The sequence below is a fragment of the Streptomyces pactum genome, assembly GCF_002005225.1.
In the GTDB taxonomy this organism is placed as follows: domain Bacteria; phylum Actinomycetota; class Actinomycetes; order Streptomycetales; family Streptomycetaceae; genus Streptomyces; species Streptomyces pactum_A.
In genome coordinates, this window is record NZ_CP019724.1 from 8,129,279 (window position 1) to 8,145,492 (window position 16,214).

Here is a 16,214-nt window from a genome sequence, read left to right on the forward strand (position 1 = left end):
CCGTGCCGGGGCCGGACTCCTCACCCGGCGGGCGGCCCGGTCGGGGCAGGCGTGGGCAGGGCGTCCAGGACCGCGGTGGCCAGTGCCACCGGGTCGCCCGACGCTCGCACGGGGTAGCCGTCGCTCTCCTGGTTCCAGGCGTTCTCGAGCGCGAACCAGTCGATGGCGACGGGCGCCCGGCCGGTGGCCAGCGCCGTGTCGAGGGAGTCGAGGTACGTCGTCCAGCGCATCGCGTAGAAGTCGGAGACCAGGCCGGACCACTCCCGGTTCGCGTAGTCCCGCAGGCCTCCCGCGTCGCTGCCCATGCGGTGGCCCCAGGTGGTGAGGATCGAGCGGGCGTCGAACTCGGCAGCGGCCCTCTCCGCCTTCGTACGGCCCCAGGACTTGGCGTCCTCCAGCCACGGGCCGAGGAGGAACCGCGTGTCGGTGGCGAGCAGCCGGTCCAGCAGCGCCAGGTCGCTCTTCCACTCGGCGGCCCGCTCGCGAAAGCGGGGCAGGTCCTTGGCGTCGTAGGCCGCCTTGATCTGCGGCAGCAGGGTCCGGCTGTGGTTGGCCAGGGCCTGGCGGGCGACGTCGACCAGGTCGAAGCGGTAGGCGTCTGTGGTGCGCAGTGCCGGTGCGACCCGCAGCAGCTCGGCCAGTGCCCGGCGCACCGTGCTCGGGTCGTAGCGCATCGCACCGGGACTCCAACTGGCCGCCTTGGTGGCCGTCAGTGCGGGGCGGGCGGTGAAGAGGCCGTCCTGGGACTCGCTCCAGGTGCCGGACGGCGTGCTGTAGGGGCCGCCGCGCAACAGCTCCCATGCCCGGGCGGCGTGCGGGTCGGCACCGCCGTAGCGGCGTTCCGCGTACGCGGCGAACCACGCCCGGTGATCCAGCGGGCCCGTGCGCCAGGCCAGTTCGATGAACAACTCGTAGGCGACCGGGTTGCCGCCGGAGCCTTCCGGCAGGTAGGCGATGCCCGACAGCGCGCTGCCGGGCTTGGTGCGCCACTGGTCGAAGCGCTCGGTCCAGACGGCGGTGTTGGCACCGACAGTGGTGTGACCGCCGAAGTTGGGGATCGTACCGAACGCGTAGGGGGCGCCGTGCCAGGTGGCTTCCCGGTCGAGGCCGTCGTAGCGGTCGGACAGTCCGTCGACGATGAGCAGCCTGCTCTTGTCGACGGCGTCGATGATCTGCGTCGAGGGATTGTTCTGCCAGCCGATAAGGGTCCACACGGCGCCGGGGCGCGCGGTCTGCAGAGCGTTCATCACGGCCTTTGCCGCGTCCCCGACCGGCACGTTCCCCGGCCGCCCGCCCTCGTGCAGCAGGTCCATCTTGTACATGGTGGAGTCGCCGAACAGCTCACGCTGGTGGCGGTAGAACGAGGCGGCGACCCTGCCGAACACCTCGCTGCGCGGGTCGAGCCAGTCGGGTCGCTCGAATCCGACCCAGTCACCCTGCGGGACGACCGGTCCGGTGGGGTTGCGCTCCGTGAAACCCGGAGGCACGGTGCCGTAGTAGCCGGGCAGTACCGGAGTCATGCCGAGTCGGCGCAGCCGGTCGGCGATTTTGCGGCCGAGCTCCGCCCGCTCCTCGATCAGCCGCACGGAGACCGGGCCGCCGAAGCCGGACATGTTCTGCATCAGCCACCACGGCTGGTGCGCCGGGCCGGGGATCCAGGACCTGAGCTCGTCCTCGGAGTAGCCGAATTCCCGCAGCGTCTCGTAGTAGACGGCGTCGGCACCCATCTGGACGAAGACCTCGTTCACACCGTGCAGGGCGAGGAGGTCGATCTGCTTCTCGTAGGACTCCCAGTCGCGGTAGGCACCGGAGTAGCCGTCGTCGGTGTCGTTGAGCGCGAAGCGGTGCGGGACCGAAGCGTGCTTGCGCACGGTGCCCGCGGGCGTGGGCAGGGTGCGGGGCAGCTTCGCGGTGCTCTGCCCGGGCCACCCGATGTCCACCTTGGCGGTGTACTTGAGGTACCAGTTGACGCCGCTGAGGATCACGGCGGGGCTGGTGCCCTGAACGCGTATGTGGCCGGCCCGGCCGGAGACGCTGAAGTAGTCCCCGGACGCCGGACGACCCGCCGCGACGAGGGTGAACTGCGAGACGTGACGCGGCAGCAGCCGGGCGAGCGCGGCCCGGGCGGGACGGGTGGCGAAGGCCGGTTCGCCCGCCGGGGAGGCCACCGCGGAGGAGACGGGGCTCAGGGCCGTGGTGAGAAGGACGAGGGCGGTGGCCGCGTACAGGGCGGCCCAGGCTCTGAGGCTTCTCACTGGTCACCTCTATGGCAGTGAATGACGGGGTGTTGGTGAATATGGGGGGCGCCGGGTCACCAGTCAAGAAGGCATCCCAGGGGGTGCGTCGTTCTTCGGCCACGAGCGCCCGGCCTGCCGACGGGGGCCGATGTACGTCGCTCCGTTCACGTCGCTCCGTCCGTCGCCTGCGCCGTCACGGCGGAGGCGGAACCACCGCTGAGGACCGTGGTGAACCCAGGTGTGAACGGGAACGAGGGTGGCGGAGGCCGGCCCCCGTTGACCGTCGTCAGGAGCTGCCAGTAGCGCTCGGCGTGCGGGTCGGAGGTTCGTCCGCAGGCGGGCTAGGTGTATTGATCACGAGCCTTGTTAACGCCGGCGGGGCTTGATCACGGCGAAGACCTCCGGTGTGGTGAAGCTGTCTAGGAACGCACCACACGGAGGTCTTCATGTCCCACCGTAATGCCCGGCTGACCGTTCACGGCAGGCGGCTGCTGGTCGAGCGTGTCCGTTCCGGCCGTCCGGTAGCGCATGTCGCGGCCGAGATGGGCGTCTCACGGCCCACGGCTCACAAATGGCTGCTGCGCTGGCGAGCAGAGGGCGAGTCCGGCCTGCACGACCGTTCCAGCCAGCCCCGCAGGACGCCGCACCGGACCCCGGCCGCGCTGGAGGACCGGGTCTGCCGACTGCGGCAAGAACGCAAGCTGGGCCCGGCCCGCATCGGACCGATCCTGGGCCTGCCCGCCTCCACCGTCCACCGGGTCCTGGCCCGACACGGCCTGAACCGTCTGGCCTTCCTGGACCGCCCCACCGGACAGGTCATCCGCCGCTACGAACGCAGCCGGCCCGGCGAGCTCGTCCACGTCGACGTCAAGAAACTCGGCCGCATCCCCGACGGCGGCGGATGGCGCATCCACGGCCGTGCCGCCTGCCCCGACCGCCGCCGCACCACCGGCTTCGACTACATCCACTCCGCAGTCGACGACCACAGCCGCCTCGCCTACAGCGAAGTCCACCCGGACGAGAAGGCCGCCACCTGCGCGGCCTTCCTGCAGCGGGCCGCAGCCTTCTTCGCCACCTGTGGCATCCTCCGCGTCGAACGCGTCCTGACAGACAATGCCTGGCCCTACCGCAAGAGCTTCGCCTGGCGGCAGGCGCTTGCCGACCTCGGCGCGTCCGGCAAGCTCACGCGCATCTACCGGCCGCAGACCAACGGCAAGGTCGAACGCTTCAACCGCACCCTGCTCGACGAATGGGCCTACCTGCGGCCCTACACCAGCAACGCTGAACGCACCGCCGCCCTGGCAGACTTCCTGCACACCTACAACCACCACCGTTGCCACACCGCACTCGGCGGCCACCCACCCATCAGCCGCGTGAACAACGCTTCAGGTCAATACAGCTAGGGACCGTATTGAGTTCCGATCAATGGGTGGCTCGGGTGAGGTCCTTGAGCCAGATCATCGAGGCGCGTAGGTGGAGGCCGGCGAGGTAGCTGTCGGGAGACTTGTCGTACCGGGTGGCGATGCCACGCCAGGCCTTCATCTTGTTGATCAGCCGCTCGACGGTGTTCCTCTCCTTAGCACGTCAGAGGGCCATGCCTCCCGTTGCGTCGATGACCTGGCCGGTTACCCAGCGTGCGTCGTCGGAGGCGAGGAAGGCCACGATGTCGGCCATGTCTTCCGGCCGCCCGATCCGGCCGAGGGCGGCAAGAGACGCCGCTTCCGCCTCGGCATGCGGATCGCCCAGCAGGGTGGCCGCGCTGGCATCGGTGAGTACGGTTCCGGGGGCCACCGAGTTGACCGTGATGCCCCGGGGGCCCAGCTCCTTGGCGAGGGCGAGACTGAAGTTGTCCAGGGCTCCCTTGGTGGCGCCGTAGGCGATCATTCCCGGCGTGGCCAGGCGGGCCACGGAGCTGGAGATGTTGATGATCCGGCCCCCGTCGCGCAGGCGCGGCAGTCCCTGCTGCGTGACGAAGAACGGTGCACGCACGTTCACGGCGAAGACCTTGTCGAAGGCGTCCTCGGTCAACGACTCCAGGGATGCGAAATCCCCGATGCCGACGTTGTTGACGATGATGTCGAGCTTCCCGTCGGGCACGTGCTCCGTGCCCGCGGCGTCGAAGGCGGCCCAGAGGCGGGCCGCGTCGCCGCGTTCGCCCAGCCCCGCCTGGAGTGCGAAGGCCCGTCCTCCGTTCTTGCGGATGTTTTCGACGGTCTCGCTCGCCGCCGTCTCGTCGCGGGCGTAGGTGACGCCGACGGCGGCGCCGTCCTGGGCGAGCCGCTCCGCGATCGCCCGGCCGATGCCCCGGCTGCCGCCGGTGACCAGTGCGACCTTGTCCTCGAGTGCTCTTGCAGACATGGCGGAAGACCGCCTCCCGTTCATCGAATCGTCTCTTGAGTGCTATGGAGCGCAGACCAGCGGCTTGTGTTCGGGCCACCACCGCTGGACGGCTTCGACAGCCGTCGTCGGGCTGACGTTGAAGCAGAGCTTCGCGCCGGGTGCCAGCTCGTGGGTGGTGTTGACCAGCACCTCCAACAGCGGGGTCAGCTCCGGGTCCAGCCGGACGCCGGCGCCGATCAGCACGATGTCGTAGTCCTTGGCGGTCAACGCGGCGCGAAAGACCGCCTCGGCCGTGCGGCCGTAGTCGAGCAGGCAGACATCGACACTGAGGCCGAGCTCCTCGAGCCGAGCCCGGCCCGCGGCCATTCCGGCCCGGACCGCCTCGGCGTCGATTTCAGGGAACGCCGCCCGTGACGAGGGCGCGTCGTCCACCAGCGCTGGATCCAGTCCGACGTTGAGCATGGACGGGGACATGTCGGTGTACCTCCGGTGACCTGGGGTTTCTCGGACCCACGGTAGGCGCCTGGAGGTCGGGCGGCCCTCCCACATTTCTGGGATACCGTGGCAAGGGTGAGTTCCCCGATGGTCCGGCGCGAGACCGTGCGCGACATCGAGGCGATCTGCCGTCTCGACCTCGACTCCCGAATACTGCGCCGCCGGATCGCCGACCGGCTGACACGCCTCATCCCGGCCGACTCCTACTGCTTCAGCACGATCGACCCGATGACGCTGCTGACCGCCGACCAAGTCAGCGCCGGGCTCGTACCGGAGGCGGCCGCGGCCGCCGCGCACAACGAGTACCTGGTGGACGACGTCCTGAAGTTCGCGGCGCTGGCCCGCTCCGAGGTGTCCGCGGGCACGCTCGGTGCGGCCACCGGCGGTGATCCGGAATCCAGCCACCGCTACCGGACCGTGCTGCCGATGATCGACGCACGGCACGAGCTGCGGGCGGGCTTCGTGGTGGACGGCCGCTGCTGGGGCGTCGTCGCCCTCTTCCGCGGCGGCCGGCGGCCCGACTTCACCCCGGCCGACGTCGGCGTCCTGCGGCGGCTGTCCGCCCCGGTCGGTGCGGCCCTGCGCCGGGCCGCCCACCGGGCACCCGACGACACCGCTGCGGGCCCGTCCGAGGCCGGAGTGCTCCTGCTCGACCAGGACTTGCGACTGTTTTCGGAGAACCTGGCCGCGAAACTCTGGCGGGACGAGCTGGGCCCGTCGCAGGCGGAACTGCCGTCCGCGATCCTGGAGGTGGCCGCACGGGGAAGAGGCGCTGAGCTGCCGGCGTACGGACGCATCCGCGGCCGCTCGGGCCGGTGGCTCTCCGTCCAGGCCTCGCCGCTGAGTGGTGGCCCGCACCCGGCGGCCATCGCCGTGACGGTACATCCGGCGCCGGCCGCCGACGTGGCCGAGATACTGCTGCTCGCGTACGGGCTTACACCGCGCGAGCGGGACGTGCTGGCGCGAGTCGTCGCCGGTCTGCCGTCGCGGACCATCGCCGTGGAACTGCACATCACCGCGGCGACCGTGCAGGACCATCTGAAGAGTGTGTTCGCGAAGACCGGTGTCCGCAGCCGCAGCGAACTGGTGGCGACGGTCCTGGGCCTGTGACCGGACGAGTGATTACTGAGTTTTTCGTTAGGGACCGTATCCAGTTGTGATCAATCTGCGGGATTCGACCTCGCGGCACGGCGTGAGCCGGTAGACCTGGTGTCATGACGCAGGTGCAACTGAGCAACGCTGAATGGGAGTTCATCGAGTCCTATCTGCCGATCGGCCGGTTCGGTCCGTATCAATCCCGAGCGGTTGCGGCAGCAGTTCGAGGGGGTGATCTGGCGGTTCAGGACCGGTGGGCAGTGGCGGGAGATGCCGGCTGAGTTCGGTGCCTGGCCCACCGTGCACAACCGCTTTAGGCTCGCTTTAGGCAGTGGCGCGACGCGGGCGTCTTCCAGGCCCTGCTGGAGGGGCTGATCGCGGAGGCGGCCCGGCGGGACGAGGTGGACCTGTCCCTGGTCAGTATCGACTCCACCACCGTGCGCGCCCACCAGGACGCGGTCGGCACGCACCTGAGCCCAGACGTCCTCACCGCGCTGGAGAAGGCCGCGGCCGAAGAAAAAGCCAGGTCAAAGGGGGCGACAACAACGGACGAACCGGACAGGACATCGACACCGACCCCGGACGGCAGGAGCGGCGCCGCGTCCGGCGCCGGCACCGGCTGCGGCTGAAGGCCGCTTCGCTGGGCCGCTCCCGGGGCGGGCAGACCAGCAAGATCCACCTCGCCGGCGACCGCAGGTGCCGCCCGCTGGTGCTGCTCCTGACCGCCGGGCAGGCCGCCGACAGCCCTCAGTTCATCCCCGTCCTGAACCAGATGCGCGTCCGTCTGCCCGTGGGCCGTCCGCGCACCCGGCCGGACGCCGTGGCGGGCGACAAGGCCTATTCCGCCCGTGCCAACGGCGCCCACCTGCGCAAACGCCGCATCCGTGCGGTCATCCCGGAGAGGAAGGACCAGCTGGCCAACCGCAAGAAGAAGGGCTCCCAGGGCGGTAGGCCCGTCGACTTCGACGCCGAGCTCTACAAGGAGAGGAACACCGTCGAGCGGCTGATCAACAAGATGAAGGCCTGGCGTGGTATCGCCACCCGGTACGACAAGTCTCCCGACAGCTACCTCGCCGGCCTCCACCTATGCGCCTCCTATGCGCCTCGATGATCTGGCTCAAGGACCTCACCCGAGCCACCCATTGATCGGAACTCAATACGGTCCCTAGGAGCCATCGGCGCAGATCACCGCCGCCGACACGGTCGAACGCGTGCCCGTGGAGGCAGGCCGGTGAGCCGGTGAGGGACGGTGCGGTTGCGGCGAGGTCGGCGAGGCCGCCGACCGAGAGGGCCTCGCCGATTCGTTCACGCATCACTTGGTCCGAGTCGTCGTGCAGGCGGTCGATGTCCCGCGCGGCCGGTTCCACCGCCTGGTCCTCGGCGATACGCCGCAGCGTGGTGCGGAAGTCCGAGTTCTGGCGAAGTTCGGCGAGTTTCACCCAGGCTTCGACCTCCCGTAGAGCCGGTAGCCGGCGGCGCTCCGGCCGGTCGGCGGGACGATGCCCTGGTCGGAGTGGAAGCGGATAACTTTCACCGTCAGGTCGGTCCGCCGGGACAGTTCGCCGATGGGGTGGAGCGCGCCGCTGTCCATGCACTCAGCGTCACGTCTCTCCCCCCCCACGGGAGACTCAACCGCCACGTGAGGTGGGCGTCCGGCCCGGCGCGCACCGATCCGTCGGCGGGGAGGCGGGGAGGCGGGGAGAGCGGGGAGGACGGGCCAACGGAAAGAGGCGGAAACGGGAAACGGGGGGTGGGGATGGGGAGATGGGGGTCGCGGAGAAGCGGGTTCTCCGTGTGCAGAAGACTGAGGCCATGGAGTTCTTCTGCTACCACCGCGACAGGCCCGGATCGCTGACGCTCCGCCATGAGTTGCTGGAGGACCACTTGTCCTACATGGACCGCTACTCCGAGGAGATGATCGCCCGCGGTCCGACCCTCACCGGCGACGGCACGGGCGACGAGGCCGAGCCCACGGGCAGTGTGCACATCCTCGATCTCCCGGACCCCGCGGCCGCCCGTGACTTCGCCTTCGGGGAGCCCGGATACCAGGCGGGCGTATACCGCGACGTACTGCTGCGCCGGTGGCGCAACACCCTGGGGCGCACCATGTGGGATTTCCACGGCGGCCGGAGCGGTGGCAGCAGATACCTGGTGCTCGGCCTCGGCGCGGGGCGGGCCGCCGACCTGGCGGTGCCGCCCGACCAGGACGAGCTGATCGCCTACGGCCCCCTGCTGTCCGACGACGGTGCCACCTGGCTCGGCACGGCGGTGCTGATGCGGGCGCCGGACCCGGAAACGGCGCGCGCCGTCCTCACCGCCGACCGGTACGCCGACATCGAGGTGCACGACTGGCAGTTCGGCGGACGGTCGTCCTGAACACATCCCGCGACGTGTCCGGCGGCGACCGGTGGCCGGCCGGTGATGCCGAGCCCCGTGGCGGCACCGGGCGAGGGACGTGCCGTACGGTCACGAGGCGCGGCCGGCCACCGGCCGTGCGGCGCCCGCGGCGGTGCCGCCACGACGGATCAGCCCCGGCAGGGACAGGGCGCCCGGTCCGAAGAAGACCAGCAGCAGGAATCCCCAGCAGAACAGCGCCGGTGACAGGCCGCCGTTCTGCAGGGGGAAGAGGCCGTCCCGCTGATGCTCGGTGAAGTAGGCGAAGGCCATGATTCCCGAGCAGAGGAACGCCGCGCCGCGCGGCACCGCGCCGACGAGCACCAGGGAACCGGCGACCAGCTCGATCACCCCGGCGTACCAGAACGGCCAGTCACCCGCGGGGCTCGCCCGCCGGTCCAGCAGCCCGAAGACCGTGGCGGCGCCCTCGCTGGTGAACAGCAGACCCAGGACGATGCGGAACAGGCCGAGAACCAGGGGCTGGTGTCTGGTCAGCCGGTCGTTCAGGCGTGCGGTGCTCATCGGTGCGCTCTCCTCGAATCGGTCGGTGCGGCCTCGGGCGACGTGGGCCGGGAGGGCGGGAGTCCTCCCGTACTACCTACGTGCGCGCGGGACGTTCGACTCAGCGGAAAGTCCCGTCCCCCGCCGCGGGCCCGCGCCCGCCTGTCAGATCACACGGAAGAGGTCGGCGGTGGCGTGGACGTCGGTGAGGTCCTCGACGGAGCGGAGGGTGTCACACAGGGCGTCGAGGACCGAGTCGGCCTCGGCGACCCGTGGGGCGCCGAGGGCCAAGCCGAAGACGCGGGACCCCAGCCGCTGCCTGGCGTCGTTCCAGCCACGCATTCACTCCTCGGTGACGCCGCAGTCGTCGTCGGTGAGCATCACGAGTCCCGATCGAGGCCCCCCGGCCCCGGAACACGCGGATTCTACGACCGCGGGCCCCGCCGACCCCGTCCCCGGGCCTGATCGAGCAGGTCGGCCAGGGCGGCGAGGCCGTCGGCGCGCAGGTCGAAGCGGTCCGAGGGCGCGGGTGGGTCGCCGACGGGACGGGCGACGTAGGCGGTGCGCAGGCCGAGCTCCTGTGCCGCGCGCAGATCCCAGGCGTGGGCCGCCACCATCAGGAGTCGCTCGGGCGGTCGTCCCGAAACGGAGACGGCCAGTCGGTAGACCGCCGGGTCCGGCTTGTAGGTCCGGGCGTCCTCGGCGGACAGGGCCTGGTGCCAGCGCAGTCCGGCATGGGCGTTGATGTCCAGCAGCGCCGCCCGGCTCGCGTTGGAGAGCCCGATCAGCGGGAACCGTTCGGCGAGTCGGGCGAGCCCCGCCACGGTGTCGGGCCACGGCGTGAGCCTGCGACCCGCCCGGGCCAGCGCCGCTACGGCGGCCGGGTCGCCGACTCCGACGGCATCGGCGACGAGCCGGGCGGCCTCCAGGTCGAGGAGGTCGCTCGTGAGGTAGGGGCGCACCCCGGCGACGATGCGACGTTGCTCGCGGTCGATGTGCCGCTGCCACAGCGACAGAAGCTGTTCGACCCCGGAGTCGTCGAGAGACGGGTCGAGCGCACGAATACCGGCGCGGATGCCGCCGGGTTCGTCGACGAGGGTGCCGAGCACGTCGAACACGACGGCATCGATCTCCGGCTCTGACATGGCGGCGTCTCCTGTGCTGAGCGGGGGCGGGAAGCTGTCTGTTGGCCGAACGCGACTGCGGACCACGGGATTCCCGGGAAATGAGTACGCGTACTCAGGTCCAGGAAATCCCGTGCCCCGACCATGGACGCCCGGGCTTACGAGAGTTGGGGGCCGATGTGGGGAAGGTCGTGGCCGGCGCGGTGGCCGTCGGGACAATCACCGGGGCGCTCGTGCTCGCCTACGCGGTGGGCGCGCCGTTGGCGACCGTACTGACGGCGGCGGCGGGAGTGCTGGCGCTGCTGTGGTTGCTGGTGCTGCTCACCCTTCCGTGGAACATGTACTTCCGGGCGCACTCGGTGCTGGCCGAGATCACGGTCAGCCGGGAGAGGGGAATCGACGTGTCGCCCGTGCGCGACACGGAGGCGTCCCGGATCGCCCGCATCATGCTGCGGACGGCCGTGGCGGGACACCTGGTCACCGCGGGGGCGGTGCTGGCCGTCGCGAGCGCGACGGGGGAGCGACTGGGCTACTGGACCGCCGGGCTGTTCCTGCTCAGCACGGTTTTCCGGCCCGCGGGCGCGTGGTTCGGGCAGGTACGGCGGCGGCTCGGGACGCTGTTGCGGGATGTGACGTACCCCCGGGACGACGTGGTGCGGCTCAAGGGCGAGGTGGACCGGGTGGCACGGGGCGCGGAGGTGCTGCAGGGAAAGGCGGAGGAGCAGTATCGCGTTCTCGCCGAACTGCGCCGCACCATGGACGCGTTGACCGCGTCGGTGTACGCCCGGGCCGATGACACCGACCGCAGGATCACCGCCCTCGGCCGGGAGTTCGAGTCCACGGTGAACCGGCTGACGACGAACGAGGAGATCATCAGCGGGGTGAGGGCGTTCCTGCGGCTGATGCGGTCGGAGGACCTGGGAACCCCGCCGGCGTCGCCCCGGTGAAGGTACGCCGGCGGCAGCGAGGCCGGTGGCGCGGCGGCCGGTCCCGCCGGTCACCGTTGCCAGTAGCCGCGGTGCGGCAGTCGGACCCAGAGATCGGCGGGCCCGGTGACCGCGCGCGCGTCGGTCAGGCGCAGCCCGGCGAAGGAACACGAGAAGGCCACCGCGTTGTACCGGTACAGGTAGGAGGCCAGGACCTCCTCGGACGTGTCGTTCTCGTACGGTCCACCCCCCGGGTGCAGATCCCAGCCCTCGACGGACCCGTCGCGGGCGATGCTGCCCTGGTTGCCGCTCTTGGGGTTCGCGTACAGGCCGTAGCAGACGGTTCCGGCGGACAGCCGGGTCAGCACGCCCGGCATCTGCGGTGCGTACCCCCACGGCTGGGTGACGACGCAGCCACCCGGTACGGAAGTCACTCCGACGATCCGCAAGCTCTCGTCCATGTCGTACGCGTACGGGTCCTCCAGCAGTTCGTCGATCACCTCGCTCCGCGCCGGCGTGGCTCCCAGACGGCGCACCGCCTCCGCCGCGTCGATCCCTGCCACGCAGGCCAGACCCGTGCCGTCGTAGTGGAAGGTGCCCAGTGCCTCGACGAGCCGCCGGCCCTCCTCGGCCGCCGCACGCTCCGCGTCGGTCAGGCGCTCACCGGGCGGCACGGTGAACAGGTCCGGAGTCGGCCCTGCCAGACTCAGCCGCCCCGGTGACCAGCCGCCGAGCGACCGCCGCCACGGATCGGCCCCGGCGGCGGCCAGGGCACGCGCGTTGTCCGGCCTGCCGTTCACGACGGCCTCCCACAACGCCGTCACACCGTTCTCCAGCGCGTCCACGTCCGCGACCCGCCGGGCCAGCTCCGCCACCACCTCCGGGGAGCCGTAGTCCGCCGCCCGGTGCAGGGGGCGGCCCCCGCTCCACGTCTCCGGGTCGGCGCCCCGGTCCAGGCGACGACGGATGTCGTCGTAGTCCTTCCAGTCCCATCCCACGCCTGCCCAGCCGTCACCCTGCGTCGTCACCATGCCCCCTCCAGCACCGGTCCGAGGGCCGCACCCGAGCCCTCCCACCCCACACACTCGCAGACAGGTCTGACAACGCCCCTCCGCACCGCTTCGCCGAGGCCACGGTCGGAGCGCTCTCCGGCCACGGCGGTGACGGGAGCGGCTATGGCACGGGGCCGAGGTCGCCCCGGAGGAGGGTGCGGATGATCTGGGGCCGGCCCCAGAGGGCCAGGAGTTCGTTGACGACGGCCCCGACGGGCACCACGTCCTCGTCACCGTGCACCTTGACGGCGGCGGCCGACAGACCCCGTGGCACGGCTCCCGCGTCGAGAAGGACGCGCCATTCCTCCGGGCCGACCTCCAGGTACTCCAGTGCGGTGAGTCCGGCGATCTCCAGCGGATCCGTGAGCGTACCGGGATAGGCGGCGAGCGTCCGCAGCCGGGGCAGTCCGACGACCGGGGCGAGGCTGAGCGGCTCGGCGTCCCACACGCCGATGGACAGCACCTCCAGACCGGGGTGCGCGGCGGCCTCGATGCTGGGCAGGCTGCGGACGTTGACGTGGGCGACGGCCGGCGGCCGGTCTTCGCGGGCGCCGCCACGGGGGTCGCCGAGCCGGCCCGTCACGAGGTCGGTGAGCGAGTCCGCGACCAGTGCGGCGCCGATGTTCTCCTCGTGGCCGATCATGATGATCTGCCCGATGTGTCCGCGCGGGGCGGGCGTCAGGTCGACCGCCAGCCGGTCGCCGCCGCCGTTGTCCCCGAAAACGATCCAGCCGGGTGAACCGACCAGGCCCTGGACCGCGGCGTCGGGCGGGGTGACGACCGCCTCCTTCGCCGCGAACGTCCAGGAACAGTGGCGTGACGACGCGTCGGCTATGTACAGGCCGTCCAGCGGGAAGAGTTCGCAGCCGACCGCGGCGCACTCCCGTGCCGGTGCCTCATGGTCGTCGCCCCAGTCCTCCCACAGCGACCGTGTCACCCGGTAGAGCGCCTTGAGCTCCTCGGGCAGGGCGACGCCGAGACGTGCTTCCGCGGCCGCCATCTCCGTCTCGGACGCGCCGATGGCGTCGGGCAACCGCTCACGCAGTGTCCGCTCCAGCAGGGCGGGGTCCGCCGAAGCGGCCGCCACCGCCCCGGGCACGGGCTCGGGCAGACAGCGCCAAGGCTGCGGAACGGCGCCCTCGACCAGCAGGAGCGCGCCCGGATGCGGGCCGAGGCCCGACTCCACGGCGGGGCTGCGCGCCAGCAGGCGGATCGCCGCCTCCCCGGTCGGCGTGATCTTCGTCGTGAACGAGATGTCGTCGAGTCCGGCGTCCGCGAGCGCGTCACGCACACGCTCCACCGCCTCGGTCTCGGCCCGCGTGTCCGCCGCCGGCGCGGTCCGCCCGCTCGGGAGCGCCCGTCGTCGCAGAGGCAGACTCCAGCCGTGCAGACCGATGCGTCCCGTCACCCGCAGGGGTGAGGAAGCGGTCGCTTCCCGGGTGCTGCCGTCCCGCAGCAGCCGCAGCACGGGCTCCCAGGTCGAGAAGTCGTGCAACGAACTCGGGGAAAGGGTCCGGTCAACCATGCGCAGACCGTACGCGGGGCCACCGACATCGAAGCGCCAGGGCCCGCCGCGCGCACCCTCACTCCTCCCGCAGGCGCATCACCAGGTCGCGCGGCAGCCCGTGGGTGTCGTGCAGGTAATGGAAGTCGTCATCCCCGAGAGGACCCCGGAACCGGAGCCGGGCCAGCACCTTCCGGCCGCGCTCCATGAGCCGGCCGAACCGGTCTTCCTCCTCCACCAGCAGCCGACGCACGTGGCCGGGGTCGCCCTCCTGCCGGAAGCGGTCGAGGGTGTGCGAGACCAACTCGTCCGGCAGGTCTCCGAGACTGCGCGACGGATCGTCCCGCCACAGCACGGTGAGCACCCGCCGTACCAGGCGGCGCAACACGTAACCCCGTCCGGTGCTGGCGGGGAGGACCCCGTCGCCGACGACCACGACGGCCGAGCGGAGGTGGTCGTGGACCAGGCGGAGTGACGGTTCGTCCAGTGGCCACAGGGACGGCACGACACGCCGCCAGGGCTCGAAGACATCGCACTCGAACACCGACGACTTGCCCTGCAGCAGTGAGGCGAGGCGCTCGAGGCCGAGCCCGGTGTCGACGTTGCGCTGGGGGAGCGGCACGAGGCGGCCGTCGTCGAGTCGGCGATGGTGCATCATCACGTGGTTCCACACCTCCACCCAGCGCTCGTCGCGGGTGGGTGTCGACCGGGGCGGGGTGTCACCGGTCCACAGGAAGATCTCCGAGTCGGGCCCACACGGGCCGACCGGCCCGTTCGACCACCAGTTGTCCTCCACCGTGAGCTCCACGGGAACCCCGTGCTCCTGCCACCGGCGCAGGGAAGCGGTGTCCGGTCCGACCTGGTCACCACCGCCGTACACGGTGGCGTGCAGCAGGCCCGGATCGACCCCCAGCCCCTCGGTGAGCAGCCGGTAGCCCCAGTCGAGACTCCGCGAGCCCCCGTAGTCGCCCAGCGACCAGGTGCCCAGCATCTCGAAGACCGTCAGGTGCGTACTGTCGCCGACCTCGTCCAGGTCCGTGGTGCGCAGACAGCGCTGTACGTTGACCAGCCGCCGGCCCAGTGGGTGTGGGCGGCCCTCCAGATACGGGGTGATCGGATGCATGCCGGAGGTGGTGAACAGCACGGTGTCGCCGGGTGGCGGCAGCAGTGTCGAACCGCTGATCCGGCGATGACCGAGTTCCTCGTAGTACTCGACGAACGTGCGGACGATGCGCTCCGTGTCCATGAGGGTGACTCCTTCGCGTAGCGGTGGGAGAGGCACCGGAGAGCGGACCGCGTGGTCGTCACACTGGAGCGAGGGCGTCGGAACGCCACGGGACCACCGGCGGGCCGTTTCCGGTCGCCGGTGGGGGAGGGGAGAAGGTCAGGCGGCGGCAACCGGCGAGCTGGTCGCTCGCGCGGTCGCGAAGACGCTTCGGCCGATGACGTTCATGCCGAGGAAGATAACGTGTTCCGCCCACCCCGGGCACTTGAATATCGCGCCCTCGGACGGTCCAGGACCGCCCCCGCTTCCGCGATGCGCCTTCGGCGGCCGAGCCCTCGGGCCGGCGCTCCACGGCCGGCGCGCCGCCCTCCGACACCCGGGCGGAACCCCGACTTGATAGGCAAGCGGATGCTTGCCTATCCTGTGGTCGTGGCCGACGACCTTTTCAAAGCCTTGGCCGACCGGACCCGCCGCACCATCCTCGACGAGCTTGCCGAGAAGTCCGGACAGACACTGTTCGAGATCTGTTCGCGACTGAGCATGAAGCACCGGCTCGGCATCTCGCGTCAGGCGGTCTCCCAGCACCTGGCCGTGCTGGAGGCCGCCGGGCTGGTCGAGACCCGGCGGGAGGGCCGCTACAAGTTCCACGAGCTGAACACGGCCCCGCTGCGGCAAATCACCGAGCGATGGCTCGTGCCCGACACCATGCCCGACACCTCCGCACCGGAAGAGAGCACCCCGTGAAGATCCATCTGACCAGCGTTTTCGTCGAGGACCAGGCCAAGGCTCTGCACTTCTACACCGAGATTCTCGGTTTCGTGAAGAAGCACGACGTGCCGGTGGGGGAGCGGGACCGGTGGCTGACCGTCGTGTCGCCCGACGAGCCCGACGGCACCGAACTCCTCCTGGAGCCCGCCGGCCACCCGGCCGTCAAGGCCTACCGCGACGCGCTCGTCGAGGACGGCATCCCGCTGGCCCAGTTCGCCGTCGACGACGTGCGGGCGGAGTACGAGCGCCTGCGCGGCCTGGGCGTTCACTTCACCCAGGAACCCCTGGAAATGGGCCCCGTCACCACCGCCGTCCTCGACGACACCTGCGGCAACCTCATCCAGATCGCGACGCAGCCGCGGTGAGTGGGCTGCCGGCCGGGTCTCTTCCCTCCGTACCGGGTCTCTGATCAGGCGGCCCGAGTCGCCTCGTGCGCGTCGTGCGGGCAGTCGAACGGGATGCCCTGGTCGAGTACGGCGAGTGCGTCTCCGGAGGGAAGGCCAACCCAGTTGATCTGGAAACCAGCCCCTGTTTCCGGTCGGTTCGAGTTCGG

15 protein-coding genes and 2 pseudogenes are annotated in these 16,214 nt (G+C 70.9%); 7 read left to right on the plus strand and 10 right to left on the minus strand.

Features of this window, described 5'->3' with window-relative positions; genetic code table 11:
• Positions 1–20: 20 nt before the first annotated feature.
• A complete protein-coding gene (locus B1H29_RS35235; protein ID WP_063787525.1) occupies positions 21–2,255 on the minus strand; it encodes an alpha-N-acetylglucosaminidase in 2,235 nt (744 codons plus the stop codon).
• A 428-nt stretch (positions 2,256–2,683) separates the two neighbouring features.
• On the opposite strand from B1H29_RS35235, the gene B1H29_RS35240 reads away from it, so the two are divergent.
• On the plus strand, positions 2,684–3,640 hold the full coding sequence (locus B1H29_RS35240) for an IS481 family transposase (protein ID WP_055420119.1): 957 nt from the start codon (positions 2,684–2,686) through the stop codon (positions 3,638–3,640).
• Between the two features lie 181 nt (positions 3,641–3,821).
• On the opposite strand, the gene B1H29_RS35250 is transcribed toward B1H29_RS35240, so the two are convergent.
• Both B1H29_RS35250 and B1H29_RS35255 read right to left on the minus strand, forming a co-directional pair.
• Positions 3,822–4,595 (minus strand): glucose 1-dehydrogenase, encoded by a 774-nt coding sequence (locus B1H29_RS35250; protein ID WP_055420118.1) that lies wholly within the window; start codon positions 4,593–4,595, stop codon positions 3,822–3,824.
• Positions 4,596–4,637: 42 nt separating this feature from the next.
• Positions 4,638–5,051, minus strand: a complete 414-nt coding sequence (locus tag B1H29_RS35255; protein WP_055420117.1) for a hypothetical protein — start codon at positions 5,049–5,051, stop codon at positions 4,638–4,640.
• Between the two features lie 96 nt (positions 5,052–5,147).
• Between B1H29_RS35255 and B1H29_RS35260 the strand changes: the two genes are divergently transcribed.
• Together B1H29_RS35260 and B1H29_RS35265 are read left to right on the plus strand one after the other, a co-directional pair.
• Entirely contained in the window at positions 5,148–6,182 is a 1,035-nt protein-coding gene (locus B1H29_RS35260; protein WP_159027877.1) for a helix-turn-helix transcriptional regulator, read from the plus strand.
• Positions 6,183–6,286: 104 nt separating this feature from the next.
• A pseudogene (locus tag B1H29_RS35265) lies at positions 6,287–7,313 on the plus strand (IS5 family transposase).
• A gap of 289 nt (positions 7,314–7,602) precedes the next feature.
• Here B1H29_RS35265 and B1H29_RS35270 read toward each other — a convergent pair.
• A complete protein-coding gene (locus tag B1H29_RS35270; RefSeq protein WP_079160645.1) occupies positions 7,603–7,758 on the minus strand; it encodes a MerR family DNA-binding transcriptional regulator in 156 nt (51 codons plus the stop codon).
• A 221-nt stretch (positions 7,759–7,979) separates the two neighbouring features.
• Here B1H29_RS35270 and B1H29_RS35275 point away from each other — a divergent pair, with 221 nt between their 5' ends.
• Complete coding sequence (locus B1H29_RS35275) at positions 7,980–8,543, plus strand: YciI family protein (RefSeq protein ID WP_055420862.1); 564 nt, start codon at positions 7,980–7,982, stop codon at positions 8,541–8,543.
• Between the two features lie 90 nt (positions 8,544–8,633).
• On the opposite strand, the gene B1H29_RS35280 is transcribed toward B1H29_RS35275, so the two are convergent.
• From B1H29_RS35280 to B1H29_RS35290, 3 genes and pseudogenes are all read right to left on the minus strand, one after another.
• Positions 8,634–9,083 carry a DoxX family protein gene (locus B1H29_RS35280; RefSeq protein ID WP_055420114.1) on the minus strand — a complete coding sequence of 150 codons (450 nt, stop codon included), beginning with the start codon at positions 9,081–9,083 and terminating at the stop codon, positions 8,634–8,636.
• 144 nt (positions 9,084–9,227) lie between these two features.
• Positions 9,228–9,452, minus strand: a pseudogene (locus tag B1H29_RS35285) (hypothetical protein); the annotation flags it as partial.
• A gap of 35 nt (positions 9,453–9,487) precedes the next feature.
• Positions 9,488–10,207, minus strand: a complete 720-nt coding sequence (locus tag B1H29_RS35290) for a haloacid dehalogenase type II (RefSeq protein ID WP_055420113.1) — start codon at positions 10,205–10,207, stop codon at positions 9,488–9,490.
• 182 nt (positions 10,208–10,389) lie between these two features.
• On the opposite strand from B1H29_RS35290, the gene B1H29_RS35295 reads away from it, so the two are divergent.
• On the plus strand, positions 10,390–11,133 hold the full coding sequence (locus tag B1H29_RS35295) for a hypothetical protein (protein WP_234393111.1): 744 nt from the start codon (positions 10,390–10,392) through the stop codon (positions 11,131–11,133).
• A 50-nt stretch (positions 11,134–11,183) separates the two neighbouring features.
• On the opposite strand, the gene B1H29_RS35300 is transcribed toward B1H29_RS35295, so the two are convergent.
• The 3 genes from B1H29_RS35300 to B1H29_RS35310 all read right to left on the minus strand — a co-directional run bounded on the left by B1H29_RS35300 (position 11,184) and on the right by B1H29_RS35310 (position 14,914).
• Complete coding sequence (locus B1H29_RS35300; RefSeq protein ID WP_055420111.1) at positions 11,184–12,143, minus strand: ankyrin repeat domain-containing protein; 960 nt, start codon at positions 12,141–12,143, stop codon at positions 11,184–11,186.
• A gap of 142 nt (positions 12,144–12,285) precedes the next feature.
• Positions 12,286–13,689 carry an SMI1/KNR4 family protein gene (locus B1H29_RS35305; protein ID WP_055420110.1) on the minus strand — a complete coding sequence of 468 codons (1,404 nt, stop codon included), beginning with the start codon at positions 13,687–13,689 and terminating at the stop codon, positions 12,286–12,288.
• Positions 13,690–13,747: 58 nt separating this feature from the next.
• On the minus strand, positions 13,748–14,914 hold the full coding sequence (locus B1H29_RS35310; RefSeq protein ID WP_055420109.1) for an alanine--tRNA ligase-related protein: 1,167 nt from the start codon (positions 14,912–14,914) through the stop codon (positions 13,748–13,750).
• A 408-nt stretch (positions 14,915–15,322) separates the two neighbouring features.
• On the opposite strand from B1H29_RS35310, the gene B1H29_RS35315 reads away from it, so the two are divergent.
• Positions 15,323–15,637 (plus strand): ArsR/SmtB family transcription factor, encoded by a 315-nt coding sequence (locus B1H29_RS35315; RefSeq protein ID WP_199832402.1) that lies wholly within the window; start codon positions 15,323–15,325, stop codon positions 15,635–15,637.
• A complete protein-coding gene (locus tag B1H29_RS35320; RefSeq protein WP_055420107.1) occupies positions 15,634–16,026 on the plus strand; it encodes a VOC family protein in 393 nt (130 codons plus the stop codon). The genes B1H29_RS35315 and B1H29_RS35320 overlap by 4 nt, the downstream gene beginning before the upstream one ends.
• Positions 16,027–16,214 lie beyond the last annotated feature (188 nt).